15 protein-coding genes are annotated in these 17332 nt (G+C 64.4%); 6 read left to right on the top strand and 9 right to left on the bottom strand.

Going from position 1 to position 17332, the window contains the following annotated elements:
• Window position 1 precedes the first annotated feature (1 nt).
• On the top strand, window positions 2-1018 hold the full coding sequence (gene galE, locus LOKVESSMR4R_RS19000) for a UDP-glucose 4-epimerase GalE (protein WP_087212126.1): 1017 nt from the start codon (window positions 2-4) through the stop codon (window positions 1016-1018).
• Here galE and LOKVESSMR4R_RS18995 read toward each other — a convergent pair.
• The 6 genes from LOKVESSMR4R_RS18995 to LOKVESSMR4R_RS18970 all read right to left on the bottom strand — a co-directional run bounded on the left by LOKVESSMR4R_RS18995 (window position 1015) and on the right by LOKVESSMR4R_RS18970 (window position 8637).
• Window positions 1015-2148, bottom strand: coding sequence for a DUF418 domain-containing protein (locus tag LOKVESSMR4R_RS18995; protein ID WP_087212123.1), 1134 nt, complete (start codon window positions 2146-2148; stop codon window positions 1015-1017). The genes galE and LOKVESSMR4R_RS18995 overlap by 4 nt on opposite strands.
• Before the next feature lie 111 nt (window positions 2149-2259).
• Window positions 2260-3780 (bottom strand): tripartite tricarboxylate transporter permease, encoded by a 1521-nt coding sequence (locus LOKVESSMR4R_RS18990; protein WP_087212120.1) that lies wholly within the window; start codon window positions 3778-3780, stop codon window positions 2260-2262.
• 4 nt (window positions 3781-3784) lie between these two features.
• Window positions 3785-4336, bottom strand: a complete 552-nt coding sequence (locus LOKVESSMR4R_RS18985) for a tripartite tricarboxylate transporter TctB family protein (protein WP_087212116.1) — start codon at window positions 4334-4336, stop codon at window positions 3785-3787.
• Window positions 4336-5289 (bottom strand): Bug family tripartite tricarboxylate transporter substrate binding protein, encoded by a 954-nt coding sequence (locus LOKVESSMR4R_RS18980; protein WP_087212113.1) that lies wholly within the window; start codon window positions 5287-5289, stop codon window positions 4336-4338. The genes LOKVESSMR4R_RS18985 and LOKVESSMR4R_RS18980 overlap by 1 nt, the downstream gene beginning before the upstream one ends.
• Before the next feature lie 185 nt (window positions 5290-5474).
• Entirely contained in the window at window positions 5475-7970 is a 2496-nt protein-coding gene (locus tag LOKVESSMR4R_RS18975; protein ID WP_087212111.1) for an extracellular solute-binding protein, read from the bottom strand.
• Window positions 7957-8637 carry a response regulator transcription factor gene (locus LOKVESSMR4R_RS18970; RefSeq protein WP_087212107.1) on the bottom strand — a complete coding sequence of 227 codons (681 nt, stop codon included), beginning with the start codon at window positions 8635-8637 and terminating at the stop codon, window positions 7957-7959. Before LOKVESSMR4R_RS18970 ends, LOKVESSMR4R_RS18975 begins: the two co-directional genes overlap by 14 nt.
• A 138-nt stretch (window positions 8638-8775) precedes the next feature.
• On the opposite strand from LOKVESSMR4R_RS18970, the gene LOKVESSMR4R_RS18965 reads away from it, so the two are divergent.
• From LOKVESSMR4R_RS18965 to LOKVESSMR4R_RS18945, 5 genes are all read left to right on the top strand, one after another.
• Window positions 8776-9918, top strand: a complete 1143-nt coding sequence (locus LOKVESSMR4R_RS18965; protein WP_237331857.1) for a PQQ-dependent sugar dehydrogenase — start codon at window positions 8776-8778, stop codon at window positions 9916-9918.
• A gap of 162 nt (window positions 9919-10080) precedes the next feature.
• Window positions 10081-10926, top strand: coding sequence for a substrate-binding periplasmic protein (locus LOKVESSMR4R_RS18960; protein WP_237331856.1), 846 nt, complete (start codon window positions 10081-10083; stop codon window positions 10924-10926).
• Window positions 10923-11813 (top strand): amino acid ABC transporter permease, encoded by an 891-nt coding sequence (locus tag LOKVESSMR4R_RS18955; RefSeq protein WP_087212104.1) that lies wholly within the window; start codon window positions 10923-10925, stop codon window positions 11811-11813. Before LOKVESSMR4R_RS18960 ends, LOKVESSMR4R_RS18955 begins: the two co-directional genes overlap by 4 nt.
• A 4-nt stretch (window positions 11814-11817) precedes the next feature.
• The gene (locus tag LOKVESSMR4R_RS18950; protein ID WP_087212101.1) at window positions 11818-12567 is read left to right on the top strand and encodes an amino acid ABC transporter ATP-binding protein; all 750 of its coding nucleotides are present in this window, start codon (window positions 11818-11820) and stop codon (window positions 12565-12567) included.
• 65 nt (window positions 12568-12632) lie between these two features.
• Window positions 12633-13025 (top strand): hypothetical protein, encoded by a 393-nt coding sequence (locus LOKVESSMR4R_RS18945; RefSeq protein ID WP_087212098.1) that lies wholly within the window; start codon window positions 12633-12635, stop codon window positions 13023-13025.
• A gap of 7 nt (window positions 13026-13032) precedes the next feature.
• Here the strand turns inward: LOKVESSMR4R_RS18945 and LOKVESSMR4R_RS18940 are convergent, their stop codons facing one another.
• The 3 genes from LOKVESSMR4R_RS18940 to LOKVESSMR4R_RS18930 form a co-directional block, all read right to left on the bottom strand.
• Window positions 13033-13743, bottom strand: coding sequence for a L,D-transpeptidase (locus LOKVESSMR4R_RS18940; protein ID WP_087212095.1), 711 nt, complete (start codon window positions 13741-13743; stop codon window positions 13033-13035).
• A 59-nt stretch (window positions 13744-13802) separates the two neighbouring features.
• On the bottom strand, window positions 13803-14144 hold the full coding sequence (locus tag LOKVESSMR4R_RS18935; protein WP_087212092.1) for a hypothetical protein: 342 nt from the start codon (window positions 14142-14144) through the stop codon (window positions 13803-13805).
• A gap of 96 nt (window positions 14145-14240) precedes the next feature.
• Entirely contained in the window at window positions 14241-17330 is a 3090-nt protein-coding gene (locus LOKVESSMR4R_RS18930; RefSeq protein ID WP_087212089.1) for an efflux RND transporter permease subunit, read from the bottom strand.
• Window positions 17331-17332 lie beyond the last annotated feature (2 nt).

Genomic DNA, 17332 nt, shown 5'->3' with positions numbered 1-17332 from the left:
GATGCGCGTACTTGTCACCGGCGGCGCCGGATATATCGGCAGCCATACATTGATCGAACTGATCGCGCAGGGCCATAAGGTCTGCGTGCTGGATAATTACAGCAATGCCACGCCAGAGGTGCTGACCCGCGTGCGCCGCCTGTCGAATGGCCCGATGATCGATCTGCGCGGCGATGTACGCGATGCCGCCATGCTGGACCGCGTGATGCAGGATTTCGCGCCCGAGGCTGTCGTGCATTTCGCAGGGCTGAAAGCGGTGGGCGAAAGCCAGCAAAAACCGCTGGCCTATTATGATGTCAACGTTGGCGGCACCTTGGCGCTGCTGCATGCCATGGACAGGGCCGGATGCCGCCGGATCATCTTTTCATCCTCGGCCACGGTTTACGGCGAACCTGATTACCTGCCCTATGACGAGGCGCATCCGACCCGCCCGACGTCGGTCTATGGCCGCACGAAATTGATGGCCGAACAGGTGCTGACCGATTGGGCCGCCGCTGATCCGGCCCGCAGCGCCGTGCTGTTGCGCTATTTCAACCCCGTGGGGGCGCATGGCTCTGCCCGGATCGGCGAAGACCCCAAGGATATCCCCAATAACCTGATGCCCTATATCGCGCAGGTCGCGGTGGGGCTGCGTCCGGCGCTGACGATCTTCGGCGATGATTACGACACGCCGGACGGCACCGGCCTGCGCGATTACATCCATGTCGTCGATCTGGCCCGCGCGCATGTCGCGGCGCTTGATTACGCGGCCCGCAGCCCCGGCGCGCGGCCTTTCAACATCGGCACCGGCCAAAGCTATAGCGTGATCGACATGCTGCGCGCGTTCGAGCGTGCCTGCGGCCAGAGGATCCCCACCGTCCAAGCCCCCCGCCGCGCAGGCGATATCGCCGCGATGCAGGCCAATCCGGCGCGCGCGCAGGCCGAACTGGGCTGGCAGGCCACGCATGATCTGGATGCGATGACCGCCAGCACCTGGGCATGGCAATCCAGCAATCCTAAGGGCTATGACGCGCCCTAGCCAGCATGGCGGCGCGTTGACCGGGCCAGCCCTGCCGCCGTCGCGCGCAAGGCCGCATCCAGCGGGCCACGCGCCCAGCGCCGCTGCCACAGGATCGCCGCCCCCGTCACCGCCAGCCAGATCAGGCACGCCACGCCAAACAGCGCCGCATTGCCCAGGGTGCCGAACAGGCCAAGCCCCCAGCCATGAAAAACAGCACCCGCCAGCACACCCTGCCCGATATAGCCGGTCAGCGGCATTGATCCCACCGGCGCCAGCAGCCCAAGATGCGGCGCAAGACGCAGCACCGCCAGGACATAAACGGCACCCAGCGCGGGCGCGCCCAGCGCAAGCGCGGCAAATCCCAGATAGGTCGGCCAGCCTGCCGGCAGATACCCCAATATCGCCGCCGCATAGATCCCATTCGCTGGCAGAGCGATGGCCAGAAGAAGCGGCAGACGCGTGGCCAGCTTGGCCTGCATCCTTTTGCCTGTGTCAAAGAAACCCAGCTTTTGCGCAGCAAGCCCAAGGCAGAACGCCCCAAAGGCCAGCGGCCCGTTGAACAGCGCAACCACCAGCAGCGTGATCGGCCAATCAGACAGCCGCTGCGCCACGCCAGCCGCAAAACTGCCGCGATATCCGTTCCCGCCCAGATCGACAGCGCCTTGTGGCATCGCGCTCGACAGCCCGTCGAGGACCCCCAACAGGCCAAAAGCCATCGCCGCCAGCGGCACCATCCATAGCGCAATCCGCCACAGGCGGTGGGGGCTGGCCTCGCGCAGGGACCATAACCCGGCACCCAGTATCGCATAGGCCAGCAGGATGTCGCCGGGAAAGACCAACAGCGCATGCGCCACGCCGAACAAGGCCAGCGCGATCAACCGCGCGCGATATTTTGGCCCCGCAGGCAGTCCCGCCCGCGCGGCCGAGGCGAGCTGCACCCCGAAACCCCATCCAAACAGGAATGAAAACAGCACAAAGAACTTGCCCTCGCACAGCAGGCTGACAAGGCCTTTGGCGACAAGGTCCAGAATCGTCTCGGGCAGGACCATCTGCGCTGCGAGGGGTTGGGCAAGATACGGCAGGTTGACGATCCCGATGCCCAGCAATGCGGCACCGCGCAGGATATCGACAGCATAGCTGCGGGTCATGGGGCGATTCCTTTGTGACACCGGCGCAGTCTAGCGGCATTGACCGGTCGGGATCGCCCCAAAAACGCAGGCGCGACGAAGCGGTCAATCCGCCCCGTCGCGCCTCGCTTTTCATCTGGCGGCGCTGGTCTTGGCGGTGGCCTTGCGCAGCAGCGCCCAAAGACGCGGACCAAAGACCGACAGCAGGGCGATCGCATAGATCACCAGCGCGATGCGGGATTCGATCAGGAACATCCAGTCACCCTGATTGATCATCAGACCACGGCGCAGCTGTTCCTCGGCCAATGGCCCAAGGATCGCACCGACCAGCGCTGGCGCCAAAGGATAACCGAACCGGCGCATCACGAAGCCGATCAAGCCAAAGCCCAGCAACAGGATCAGCGCGAAAGGCGAGCCTTGCGCACCGACGATCCCCAGCGTCGCGAAACACAGGATACCCGCGTAAAGCCACGGGCGCGGGATTGTCAGCAGTTTGACCCAGATCCCGATGAACGGCACGTTCAGCACGACCAGCATCAGGTTGGCGATGAACAGGCTGGCCACCAGCCCCCAGACCAGCTCGGCGTTGTTGGTAAACAACAGCGGGCCGGGTTGCAGCCCATATTGCTGGAACCCCGCCAGCATCATCGCCGCCGTGGCCGAGGTGGGCAGACCCAGCGTCAAAAGCGGGATCAGCGTGCCCGCGGCAGAGGCGTTATTGGCAGCCTCTGGTCCGGCGACACCTTCGATGGCGCCCAGACCTTCGTCAAATTCGCGGCGCGCTTCGCCGGTCGCCAGACGTTTTTCGGTTGTATAGGACAGAAAGGTCGGGATTTCCGCCCCGCCCGTGGGCAATGGGCCGAACAGGAACCCAAGGCCGGTGCCACGGATATAGGGGCGGATGCAGCGTTTGAAATCGGCCCAGTTCAGCCAGACAGACCCCGATACCGCCTGCGCCTTGGTCTTGTGGTTCACAGATTGCGAGGCCAGATACATCGTCTCGCCAATGGCAAAAAGACCGACAGCCACGATGGCGATCGAGATATTGTCGCTCATCTCGGGGATGCCGAAGGCAAGCCGCACCTGCCCGGTCAGCTTGTCCGTGCCGACGATGCCGATGGTCAGACCGATGAACAACGCCGTCAGCCCGCGCGACATCGACCCGCCGAAGGCCGCCGAGACGGTCATGAAGGACAAAACCATCAGCGCGAAATATTCCGCCGTGCCAAATGACAGCGCGACCATCACCATGAAAGGCGCGACAACCGCCAGACCCAGCGTCGCAAACATCCCGCCAAAGAACGACCCGAAGGCCGCCGCACCCAAGGCCTTGCCGCCCCGGCCACGTTTGGCCATGCGGTTGCCTTCGAGCGCGGTCATAATTGACGCGGTCTCCCCCGGCGTGTTCAGCAGGATCGAGGATATCGCGCCCCCATACATGCCCCCGTAATAGATGCCCGCAAACATGATCATCGACCCCGTCGCGCCAAAGGACAGGCTGACCGGCAGCAATAGCGCGACGGTCAGCGCAGGGCCGATGCCCGGCATGACGCCCACGGCGGTGCCCAGCATCACGCCCAGCAATGCGAACATCAGGTTTGAGGGTTGCGTCGCGGTCGCCAGACCCTCGAACAACAGAATGAAGGTATCCATGCGCTTACCTCAGCAAAAGATCGATGGTCTGCTCGACCGGACCGGCTGGCAGCGACAGCCCCAGCCCGTAGCGGAACAGCAGATACAGCAGCGTCGACAGCACGGCCCCGATGGCAAGGTTCAACAGCAGCGTCGCCTGCCCGAAGGCCCGCGCCGCAAAAGCAAACAAGACGGCAGAGCCCGCAATGAAACCAGTGCCGCCGTAAAGCATGAAAATCTCGATCACGATGCCGCCGACCAGCCATGACAACGCGCCGATATTCAGCGGATCACGTGCCTCGAAACCGCCGCGCCATGCCATGATCGCGGTGATCACGGCCATGACCGAAATACCCGCAGCGACCAGATAAGGCACGATCTCTGGGCCGAACTTGGCATAGGACCGACGGATCGGATAGCCGGATGCGTCATTGACGATGACCATGGCCAGCGCGAACAGCGCCCCTGCGATCAACAGCCCCGCCAGATCGCGTTTGCCGGTGCCGCGCCCGGCCTCGTCGTCGAAAGGCAGCCGAAGGTCCTCTTCGGCTGCTTGGTTTTTCGGATCGCCCGACATTACTCTGTGATACCCAGATCAGCGAGGATCGCGGTCGTCGCGCTGATCTGTTCGTCCAGATAGGCGGCGAAATCGTCACCGGCGAGGAAAGTATTCACCCAGCCCTTGGTTTCCAGTTCCGCGTTCCATGTGTCAGAGGCCGCCATCGTGCCGATCACATCCAACAGCGCGGCGCGTTCGGCATCGCTGATACCGGGGGCGGCGGCGATCATGCGCCAGTTCTGCACATCGACGTCAAAGCCCTGTTCGACAAAGGTCGGCGCGTCCAGATAGGCCTGACGTTCCGGCGCGGTGATGCCGATGACCTTCAGCGCACCGGCCTCGATCTGGCTGGAAAACTCGCTGAACCCCGACACGCCGACGCTGACCTGACCACCCAGGATCGCGGCCAACGCCTCACCACCGCCAGAATAGGGGATGTAATTGATCGCCTCGGGGGCGACACCGGCGGCCTGCGCGAATTTGCCCGCAGCGATGTGATCGACGCCACCGGCAGAACCGCCCGCCCAGGTCACGGCACCGATATCGGCGCGCAGCGCATTGGCAAGGTCTTCGGCCGTGTTGATCGGGCTGTCGGCACTGGCCACGACCACGACATATTCACCCGTCAGACGCGCCAGCGGGGTGATGTCACCCAGCGTCACGGCGCTGTCGTTGGCGATGATCGCACCGACCATCACATAGCCGCCGACGATCGTCGCCGACGCATCCCCGGTCGAGCGGTTGACGAATTGCTGCAACCCGATGGTGCCACCGGCCCCGGCCACGTTTTCAACCTGGATATTCGGCACAAGCCCTTCGCTTTGCAGCGTGGACTGGATCGTGCGCGCGGTCTGGTCCCAGCCGCCACCCGGGCCTGCCGGTGCCATGATCCGCAATTCGGACACTTGCGCCACGGCGGCAGATGCCATGACCGACGCCGCCACAAAGGCCGCGATACCAAAATTCTTCATGTTTTCCTCCCAAAAGATCTAGATGACCGCGCAAGCGCGGAGCAGAGCAAAAGGTTGTCTGGAACAGGCGCGCAACCATGGCCCATCGCCATGCGCTTGCGGTTTCCCCCCAGTCCCGGCACCTCCTATACCCGACTGCGGCAAAGCCTAGCAGCGGTTCCTGTCACCGTCCTGTCATCAGGGTGTCACGGGCGGCCTGGTGCGACGATTTCCTGCCACGTGGCCAAGAACCGGCTGCGCCGCTGCGGATCAAGCGCCACCAGCAGCACCGGCGCCAGCGCGATGGGCTGGATCACGCCGGTCCCCAGCATCGAAATACGCTCTGGCGTCCAGATGCCTGCGCTGCCCGGCATGATCGCGCCCAGCGCCGAGGGCCCCGCCCCCACCTGCTGGCCCGCAGGCGACAATGCGAAATCCACGAAAGCGCGCGCCAGATCGGGGTTCGGGGCTGTGCGGGGGATCACCATGCTGCGCGTCAGCACCAGCACATAATCATCCGGCACGATGATCCCGATAGGCGCGCCCGCTGCCTGCCGCGCAAAGGCATAGGACCCCAGGACATTATACCCAAGGATCAACTCTCCGCTGGCGACATTGTCCAGAATGGCCGGGCTTGAATCGCTTAGCCGCGCGCTGACCCGCCCAAAGGCCGCCGCCAGCCGCCAGAATTGCGATGAAATCTGCTGATCCTGCGAGGCCAGCAGATAGCCAAGCCCGCTGCGGGCTATATCATAGGTGGCGACACGCCCGGCAAAACGGGCAGGTTCTTGTTCCAGCAGCACGGCCAGGTCCAGATGGTTGCGGGGCTGCGTGCCGGGCGGCATCAGGCGCGGGTTATAGATGATCACAGCGGGTTCATAGGTAAAGCCGATCACCTCGGCGCGCCATTGCGCCCAGGCAGGCAGCGCCGCCAAACCGGGTGACGGATGGGACAGCGCATGCCCGTCATTGGCCAGTTTCATCTGCAGATCAGAGGCCGAGGAAATCAGCAGGTCAGGCGCAAAGCCCAGCGTTCCGGCCAGAAAGCCTTCGTAAAGCGCCAGGCTGTCGGTTTCGAGATAGCGGACAGCCACACCCGGCGCCCCGGCCTGAAAAGCCGCGATATAAGGCGCAAACAGCGCCGTATCCGTGGTGCCCGCAATTGCCAGCTGCTGCGTCTCGGGGCCATTGGCGGCAAAAAGCAAAGGCTCCGCCGACAGCGGCGAGGTCGCGTCCAGCGCCGTGACCAGCGCGGCGCATAACAGCACCCCGGCCACGGGGGCGCGCTTGCGCTGCGGGGCACCGGGCTGTTGTTTATCGGGCTGTTGTTTATCGACGACCGGCAAGGCCACGACAATTTCCAAACCGCCGCCCGCCCTGTCGCAGAGGGTCAGCTTGCCGCCATGGCCGGTCACAACACGCTGCGCGATCGCAAGCCCCAGCCCCGATCCGACCGTGCCGCTGGCACCGCTGCCGCGCACGAATCGTTGCAGCACACGCGCCTTGTCGGCGTCGCTGATGCCCGGCCCCCGGTCCAGCACCGCCAGCCGCACCGTGCCGTCGGTCTGGGCGGCGATGGCGACCTCGATCATGCCGGGCGCGTAGGCCAGCGCATTGTCGATCAGGTTGCGCAGCATTTCACGCAGCCCGACGCGGTCGCCCATGACCACCAGCGTATCGGTGCCCGGCCCGATCTGCGGCGTGACACGCGGGCGCAGATCAGGGTCCAGCCTGCCGACGACCTCATCCACCAGCGCGACGATGGGGATCGCGCGTATCACTGCGGTTTCCATCCGGTGGGAAATGGTGGCATCCATCAAAAGCTGGGTCACCAGATGGCTTGCCTCGACCGCCGAGGTATGAATACGCCCGACGCGCGCGCGCAATTCGGCGGCATCGGGTTCATCCAGCGCCATTTCCGATTGCGCCCGCAATGACGCCAGCGGATTGCGCACCTGATGCGCGGCCTCGGTGACCAGATCCCCCATCCGGGCGGTGGATTGTTCCAACCGGCCCATGAAATTGTTCAGCCCACCGACAAGGCGCTGCACCTCGACCGGCACCGGCACGTCCAGCGAGGACAGATCGTCAGGCCGCCGCTGCCGCAAGGCCCGGTCGATCACCGCAAGCGGCGCAAAGGCGCGCCCGATCACGATCCAGACCAGCGCCAGCGCCAGCAGCGTCAGCACAGCCACCGGCACCAGCGCGGCCCCCACGATTTCAGCCGCCAGGGCGGCGCGCGCGCCACGGGTCTCAGCAACCCTGATCGTGACCCATCCGGTGCCTTCGGCGGTCGAAATCAATCGCCCCAGCCGGACCATGCGCACCGCTTCGTCATTATGGCGGATGTCTGAAAACACCGGATCGACCGATGCGGCCAGCGGTGTCTCGGGCGCAAGATCGGCATAGCCTGTCACATGCTCGCCTTGCGGGCCAAGCACGGTATAGAATACGCGTTCCTCGCCCGAGACCATCGCGAAGGCGGCAAAGGGCATTTCGACCACCACCGCCCCGTCCTCGACCAGCACGGCGCCGGCGATCGACAGGGCGGCGGCAGATAACAGGCGGTCAAGCGCCTGATCGGCGGCGCGATTGGCGTAATCCGAAATGAAAGTCATCAGCAGCACAGCCGCCCCCAGCAGCATCGAGGCCGCCAAGATCAGGATGCGGCGGCGCAGCGATGGCGGGCTAGGTCTGCGCATCAGGCATCACCCGCGCCATATAGCCGACACCGCGCATGGTGACGACTTCGACATTGCTGGCCGCGATCTTGCGGCGCAGACGCGAGACCAGCAATTCCAGCGCATTTTCCGATCCGCCATCCTCGAGATGGGACAGCCGCGACATCAGCCTTTCGCGGGTGACGGCGCGGCCCGCCTGGGTCATCAGCGCCTCGAGCAGGCCGCATTCGCGGCGTCCAAGGTCGATCACCTGCCCGGCCTGGGTGACGATCCGATTGACCGGGTCCATCTGCAGATCGCCCAGTTGCAGGATCGAGGTGAACTGCCCGGCGGGGCGGCGCACCAGCGCGCGCAAACGCGCCTCCATTTCGCGCATGTCAAAGGGTTTGACCAGATAATCATCCGCGCCCAGGTCCAGCAGGCTGACCTTGTCGTCGATTTCCGCCCTTGCGGTGATGACCAGCACGGGCAGATCACGCTGCTGGCGTCTGATCTGGCGCAGGATCGCGATACCATCTGCCGCAGGCAGCATCAGGTCCAGAATGACCGCATCGACAGGGTCATGTTCCAGCATGGCGACGACATCATCACCGGTCCGGTTCCATGTCACGACATGGCCGGCCATCTGCAAACGCCGCTCGACGGCCTCGCCGATATCGTGGTTATCTTCGACCAAAAGAACCTTCATCCCCACTTTTGAGACCAACCGCCGCGCCAAGTAAAGTCCCAAGGGGCCACAGGATCACGCCGCCGCTGGCATCTTCGTGATGGAACGCGCCCTGCAAGACGACGTTGGCGCCCCGAATATAATGAAACGAAAGGTATCATGATGAAAACGACAGCAACGCTGACCGCCGCCATCGCGCTGATGACGGGCGCACCTGTCCTTGCGCAATCCTATGACGTCGAAACCCTGGCCGAGGGGCTGGACCAGCCTTGGGCGATGACCTTTCTGCCCGATGGCGGCGATATCCTGATGACCGCAAAGGGCGGCACTTTCCTGCTCTATGATGCGGGCAGCGGCGAGGTTTCGGCACTCGACGGCGCGCCCGATGTCAGCACGGCAGGTCAGGGGGGTTTGCTTGATGTCGCCCTTGCGCCCGATTTCGCGGATAACAACGTGATCTATATGACATGGGCGGGCAGCGTCACGGGCGGCACGACGACCCATCTGGGACGCGGCACATTGGATACAGAGGCCGGGACCGTGACCGAGATCGAAACCCTGTTTCAGGTCAGCCCCGGCATCGACAGCACCGCGCATTACGGATCGCGGATCGTGATCCATGACGGCCATATTTATATGGGCACCGGCGACCGCGCGTTCAAAGATTTCGGCCCCGACCATATCGCGCAGGACCTGTCCAGCGAGAATGGCAGCGTGATCCGCCTGAGGCTGGATGGCACGGTGCCAGATGACAACCCTTTCGTGGATACCCAAGGTGCGGCCCCCGCGATCTGGTCATATGGGCACCGCAATATCCAGGCGATGACCCTGCATCCCGACACGTCCGAGATCTGGCTGGCCGAACATGGAGAAGCCGGCGGTGACGAGATCAATATCGTCGCGCGGGGTGAAAACTTCGGTTGGCCCTTGGCGGCTTATGGTGTCGATTATCGCACCGGCGAACAATTCGCGCCCACGCATCAGGATGCCGACGGTTTCGCGGCGCCAGCCTATCATTGGGGGCCGGGGCGGGACGACCATTTCCCGCCTTCGGGGATGACCTTTTATGACGGTGACGCCTTTCCCGACTGGCAAGGGCATCTGCTGGTCGGCAATCTGTTCCAGCAATACATTGGCGTCTTTCCCGTCGATGGCGCGCAGGTATCAGACCCCGAACGCGTGCTGGACGGCGCGGGCTATCGCATCCGCGATGTCGCGGTCGGGCCAGAGGACGGCTATATCTATGTGCTGACCGATGGCGAGGATGCGCCGCTGTTGCGCCTGGTGCCCGCCCAAGGCTGACAGTGATTGCCCCGCTTTTGGGCAGATGATGATCCAACGGCGCTGCACGGCAGGGGAATGGCCTTGCCGTGCAGCATCATGCTTGACCATATCCCGCAAGCAGGCGAATTTGCCGGAACCGCACGCCATTCGGGGATGTCGGCACAGATGAAAGGATCATTCATGACGGATTACATGACCGACGCGGCGCGACGTGGGGTGCTGGCGTTATTTGCAGGGGCGCTGGTCGCCACATTGCCGCTGATGGCACAGGCACAGGAAAACACGCCGATGGACCCGCGCCTGACGACGCCGGGGTTTCTGACCGTCGGCACCGGCGATCCGGTCTATCCGCCCTGGATGCTGAACAACGATCCCGCCGGGGGCGAAGGGTTCGAGAACGGGCTGGTCTATGCGCTCGCCGCAGAGCTGGGCTTTGCGCCCGAACAGGTTGTCTGGGTCGGACAGACCTTTGATCAAACCATCGCGCCGGGGGCAAAACCCTATGATTTCGCGATCCAGCAGATTTCCGTGACCGAACCGCGCAAAGAAATCGTCAGCTTTAGCCAGGTCTATTTCCAGCCTGACAAGGCGGTGATCGCGCTGCCCGGCACCGCCGCCGAAACCGCCACCAGCTTTGCCGATCTGCGCGGTCTGCGCTGGGGCGCTGTGATCGGGACGACGGATAACGATTATCTGGTCAATATCCTCGGCGTCGATGATGCCGCGATCTATAACGAGCAGGTCGATGTATTCCAGGCGCTCCAAGCCGGCCAGATCGACGCGACCCTGGCGGCTTTGCCGACGGCCTTGTTCATGACCGCCGTGCAGGTGCCCGATGCCAGCATCGTCGCCCTTGTCCCTGCCGATGAAAACGACAATGGCCATGGGCTTTTGTTCGAATTCGGCAGCCCGCTGGTGCCTTGGGTGGACGCCGCGCTGAGCGAGATCATCGCGCGCGGCGTGGTTGATGATCTGGTCGCCACCTATCTGGTCGCCGATCCGGACCTGCCGATCATCGCGGAATGACGGATAGCAACGTCGCCGCGCCACAAGCTGCGGCCAATGATCCAGCACGGCGGGGACCACCCCCGCCGCCGCCCCGCCGTGGTTTCAACTGGAAAGAAGCGATGATCCCCGCCGCCATCGGCGGGATCAGCGTCGTGGTGGTCTTTGGGCTGATCGCCTGGGTCGTGACGTCGGCCGAACAATGGGCGCGGATCAAGCTGCAATTTTTCAGCATCGACGCGATGATCGCGGCCTTTCCGCGTGTGCTGCAAGGGTTCTGGGTGAATATGCAGGTCTGGCTGACGGTGCTGGCCTGTGTGCTGCTCTGGGCTTTGGTGCTGGCGGTCGTGCGCAGCCTGCGCGCGCCGTGGTTCGCGCCGTTTCGGTTGATGGTGGTGATCTATATCGACATTTTCCGTGGTGTGCCGGTGCTGCTGCTGGTGCTTTTGTTCGGCTTTGGCATCCCCGCGCTGAACCTGCCGGGCCTGCCCAATTCGGGCCTGTTCTGGGGTGCGGTCGCCATGGTGCTCAGCTATGCGGCCTATGTTGCGGAAATCTACCGCTCGGGCATCGACGCCGTGCATGAAGGTCAGCGCGCCGCCGCCAAATCGCTGGGGCTGAGCGAATGGCAGACGCTGCGCTATGCGATCCTGCCGCAGGCTTTGCGCAATGTGGTGCCCGCGCTGATGAATATCGTCGTGGCCTTGCAAAAGGATGTGGCGCTGCTGTCGGTGATCGGCGTGCGTGACGCAGTGCGCGAGGCGCAGATCTACACGGCTTCGACCTTCAATTATTCGTCGCTGATCGTGGCGGCGGGGCTGTTTCTGCTGGCGACCATTCCCATGGCGCGGCTGGCGGATTACCTGACAAGGCGCGACCGCGAACGTCGCCTGCAAATCGCCGGATGACCGCATGACCACCCCCATGATCGAGATCGACAGCGTCACCAAATATTTCGGTGACAAGCTGGTGCTGGACCGCGTCAGCCTGCGCATCGCCCCGCATGAGGTTGTCTGCCTGATCGGCGCGTCAGGCTCGGGCAAATCCACCCTGCTGCGCTGCGTCAACCGGCTGGTGGATCATGATTACGGCACGATCCGACTGGACGGTGTGCCGGTCGATGATCCGGCCTTCGGCAAGACCGGGCTGCAAAAACGCGTGGCGATCGTGTTTCAATCCTACAACCTGTTTCCGCATATGAATGTGCTGGACAATATCACGCTGGCCCCGCGCCGCGTGCAGGGCCAGTCGCGCGCCGAGGTCGAGGACCGCGGGCGCGAGGTGCTGGCGCGGTTCGGCATGGCAGGCTTTGCCGCATCCTATCCCGAACAATTGTCGGGCGGGCAGCAACAGCGCATCGCCATCGCGCGCGCCCTGATGACCCGCCCCGATGTTTTGCTGCTGGATGAAATCACCGCCGCGCTGGACCCTGAACTGGTGGGCGAGGTGCTGGCCATCATCCGGGGCCTGAAAGATGAGGGGATGACGATGATGATCGTCACGCATGAAATGGGGTTCGCGCGCGATTGCGCCGACCGTGTGGCCTTTCTGGATGGCGGTGTGATCCTTGAACAGGACACGCCCGACCGCCTGTTCGGCACCCCGCAAGAGCCGCGCACAAAGGCGTTTTTGCAACGGATCATCGCCTCGGGCAGGTTATGAGCTGAAAGGTGACGCGGGGCGCAAGCTTTGCGTGCAGCCCGCAACGGAACCTGTTATCGGAAACCATGCTGCGATTTTTCGACATGTTCGGCCGGTCCTCGGACCTGACGGCGCTTGACGCGGCGCTTAGGGCGGCGGGGCTGCATCCGCTGCTGATCCCAGAACCGGTCAAGCTGACAATCCTGCAACTGCGCCGCAAACATGCGGCGCTGACCGACAAGACCATGGCCGATGCCGCACAGCTGTTGGCCTATTGCGTGCTGGAACAGGCGCAATTCGTGGCCGTCAACGGCCCCGATGCCGCCGCCCATGCCGATCAGCGCATCACTGCCGCAATCGCGGGCGAGGCTGCCTTTGACGAAAAACTGATCCTGCTGGCCTTGCATTCGGGCGTGATCTCGCAAGACATGGCGGAAAGGTTCGACATCGCCAATGACGAACCGGCTGCCGGGGTCTAGCGGCGGTCTAATAAAGCCCTGCAAACCGCGCTGGCGCGAGCGATGGCAGCACCCGGATCGTGGTGCCATGCTGCACCCTTTCATGCAGATCGATCACATCATGATCCAGCAACCGCACGCAGCCCGACGATACCGCCTGCCCCAGATATTCCGGCTCGCAGGCGCCATGAATCCGGTAAAGCGTATCCTCGCCATTCTGGAACAGATACAGCGCCCGCGCGCCCAGCGGATTGCCCGGCCCCGGCGCCATGCCGCCATTGGCGACGGAATAGGGTGCCAGCTCCGGCTGGCGGGCGATCATCTGGTCAGGCGCGCGCCAGCGGGGCCAGCTGCGGCAGAATTGCAGGCGGGCGTCGCCGCTCCATGCAAAAGCATCGGCACCGGTGCCAGCCCCATAGCGCATCGCGCGGCCGTTCTGGCCCACCAGATGCAGAAAGCCCGCATCGGGATCGACGATGATCGTGCCGGGCGGGTCATGTGGAAAGGGATTGTCCACCTCTTGCCGCCACAGATGCGGCGGCACGACATTTTCGGGCAGGGCGGGGATCGGGAAAGGTTCATCCGTGATCGCGCCGTAATGCGCGGGCAGCGGCGGCATCACCGGCGCTTGCGGTGGGATACGGGGGGATAGCGGCGGGGCCATATCGCGCGCGGGCAACCCGCAGGCAGAAAGCCCCAGCGCCGCGCCTCCGGCAAGAAAGCTGCGTCGTTTCAACATATGTCTGGTCCTTGGTGGCTGAAATTCGGGATCGCCACGCAGCAGCGCGGCAGCGAAGATCAGCCTTGGCGCGGCGGGTCCAGAAAGCCGCCGGTCGTCACCCCTTTGGGCAAGGTGATCGCAGCCATGAACAGCGCGTCACGTTCTTGCAGATCGCCGCTGATCGCCGCGCGCCCCTGCGCGATGATCGCCGCGAAACAGGGCGCGCCGGTCAGGATCGCCACACGGCAGCGTTTTTGCTTGGCCGTAACATGCACGGCCGCATCCGACGCTTGCGTGATTTCACTGCTGGCAGGAACCACGCTGAACAAGGCCTGCGGCGCGGCCGCTTGCGCCAAGGCACCCCAGGGCAGGATGACGGCGATCAGGCTATAGATCAGAAGATTACGAAACAGCTGCATATCGATTGTCTAGCCATTTTCAGCCCCGACAACAACGCGCATCATCAGCTTTGCGCGAGGCGCGGCAGGCGATGGCTTGCAGAATTGCGCTTTGTCTTATTGTGGCATCTTTCTGGCGATCACAGGCCCCGTGCCGCGCGACAGGGTCAAGGCGAACATCTGGGGCGTGAAGGCAAAGGCCAGCGTCACCGACAAGGCGACGCCACCAGCGACCGACATGGCGAAAGGCGGCCAGAACCCGCCGCCCGCCACGATCAACGGCAGGAACCCACCGAACGTCGTGATCGTGGTCGAGGTGATATGCCGCGCCGATCCGGCCACCACATCGACCATCGCCGCGCGGTCACCGGCGCGTGCGCCCGCATCCTCTTGCAGTCCCGACAGCACGATCAGCGCGGCATTGATCGATACGCCGATCGACCCGATCACCCCGATGATCGCGGTGATCCCGAACGGATAATTGAACACCGCCAGCGCCAGCATCGACAGCCCCGCCGACAAAAAGGCCACTGTAAAAGCGATCAGCGTCAGGCGGAAGGAATTGAACGTCACCACCACCACTGCGATCGACAGGGTGATGATCAGCCCCAAAGGGGCGATCAGCGCCTGCACCGTGCTGTCGCGCGCATCGGAATCGCCACCGGTTTCCAGCCGGACCCCCTGCGGTAGGGTAAAACCGCCCGCGTCAAGCAACGCCATCGCCTCGGCCAGTGCCACGGCAGGCAAAACGCCCGGCATCAAAAAGGCCTGCACATTATTGATCCTCTCGCCATTGCGGCGGGTGATCGTGCTTTCGGATGGCTCCATCCGCAGGCTGCCCAGCGTCGACAGGGGCACGGCGGGAAACTGGCCCGCCGCCGCGATCCGGGCCGCACCGGGTGGCAGGATCGGCATATCGCCGATGGCCACCGGATCACCGCGCAGCCCTGCGCCAAGGCGGACACGGACCGGCAATTCCTCGGTCCCTTCCAGCAGCGATCCGCCGGTGACGCCTTCCAGCCCGGCCTCCATCTGGCGGGCGATCTGGCCAAGGTCGAGCCCCAGCAGACGGGCGCGCGCCTCATCCACGTTCAGCGTCAGCTTGGGGGTGCCGCCTGCCACGCCAGTGCGCACCACGGCCACGGAAGATACCGCAGCCAGCCGCGCGCGCAGATCATCGCCCGCAAGGCGCAGCGCGTCGATTTCCTGCCCGACAAGGCGCAATTCCAGCGGCGCATTGACCGGCGGCCCTTGGGTCAGGCCACGGATCACGAACCGCGCTTGCAGGAATTGCGGCGGCAGCGCGGATTGCAGGCTTTCCAGCAGCCGCTGGGTCGCGGCGGGCGATGCGGTGCGGATCAGCGCCTCGGCAAAGGCCGGCGCCTGATCGCGGCCCCCGACCATGTTGTAATAAAACGCAGGCGCGGACCGGCCCACCACCCAAGCCACGTCGCGGATGTCGTCCTCGGCCGCCAGCACCGCATCAACGGCGCGCACCACCCGCAGCGTTTCACCGATGCCGGTGCCACGGGGCATATCAAGCTCGATATGAAACTGGTCGCGGTCCACACCGGGAAAGAATTGCGGGGTCAGGCCGGGCAGGGATAAAAACCCCAGCACCGGCAGGATCAGCGACAGCGCGACACTCCGCCACGGGTTAGCCAGCGAGAGGGCCATCGCCGCGCGAAAGCCGCGCATCAACAGACCGGGACGCGGCGCAACACCGTCGCGCGCCACCAGCCAATGCCCGGCAATCGCGGGGGTGATCGTGATGGCAACGATAAAGGACCAGCCCAGCATGACGATCACGGCAATCGCAATCGACCCCATGAAATCCCCCGCAGGCCCCGGCAGCAAGAGCAGCGGCATGAACGACAGGATCGTCGTGACGGTCGAGGCCGCCAGCGGCATCGTCAGCCGGCGCACCGATCCTGCAACAGCCGCCAGCCGCGACAGCCCGGCACGCAGGCGTTTGCCGACCTCGTCGGTCATGACGATGGCGGCATCGACCAGCAGGCCAAGCGCCACGATCAATCCGGTCACGCTCATCTGATGGATCGGCACGGCCAGCGCGTTCAGCGTCGCAACCGAGGCCAGCGTCACCACCGGCAGCACCATCGCCACGATCAGCGCAGAGCGTGCGCCCAAGGTGACGAACAGCACCGCAACCACAAGAGCCACGCCGATGGCCATATTCGTGCCGACCTCGGCCAGCCGGTCGGATGTATAGCGGCTTTGGTCAAAGACAGTGTCGATGGCCAGCCCCCAAGGCAGATTATCGGCCTGTGTCGCCACGGCCGCGCGGATGGCGGCCATCCAGCGGTCGACCTGCAAACCCTCGCTGAGCTTGGCCGAGACAAGGATCGCCGGACGGCCCTGAAACAAAGCCGCCTCGGCCATCGGCGCGCGCGGGCCGCGGGTGATCTCGGCCACATCGCCCAGCAAGGTGACGCGGCCTTGCGCATCCTCGCGCAGCACAACCGCGCGCAGACGGTCCAGCGAGGTGATCTCGCCGGTGATGCCCAGCACCAGATCGGTGACATCGCCGCGCAACCGCCCGGCCTGCACCTTGGCATCGGCGGCGCGGATGGCGGCAGAGACCTGATCTGCCGTCATGCCCAGCGCGGCGATCCGGTCGGGAGCAAGGGTGACCAGCACTTCTTCTTCGGGCAGGCCATGCAGATCGACCATGGCGGTGCCCGGCATGCGGCGCAGATGATCCGCCAGCGCCTCGGCCTCGCGCGCCGCGCGGGTCAGGCTGAAACCATCCGGCATGGTCAGCGCAAAGATCGCAGCATAGCCGCCCGCGCCGTCACTGTCGAAAGCCGGTTCGCGCACGCCGGCGGGGAAATCGCGCTGCGCATCGGCGACGGAATCGCGGACCTGCGCCCAGATCTGTTCGATCGCTGCGGGCGGGATCGTTTCCACCAATTCAACCGCGATGACCGATATGCCCGTGGCCGAGGTCGAGGCGATTTCGGCAATCTCGGGGATGGTTCGCAATTCGGTTTCGATCTTGGCGGTGACCAGCGCCTCGACCCGCGCGGGGTCGGCGCCGGGGAAAACGGTCGTGACGGTGGCAAAGATATTGGTGATGGTCGGGTCTTCCTGCCGCCCGATGGACACCAGCGCAGAGGCCCCCGCCGACAGGATCACCAACAGCGCCAACATCACAAGACGGGGCTGGCGAAAGAACAGCGTATCCATGC

This window comes from Yoonia vestfoldensis (assembly GCF_002158905.1).
In the GTDB taxonomy this organism is placed as follows: Bacteria; Pseudomonadota; Alphaproteobacteria; order Rhodobacterales; family Rhodobacteraceae; genus Yoonia; species Yoonia vestfoldensis_B.
The sequence above is the reverse complement of the archived record's forward strand: the minus strand, read 5'-3'. Positions and strand labels throughout refer to the sequence as shown.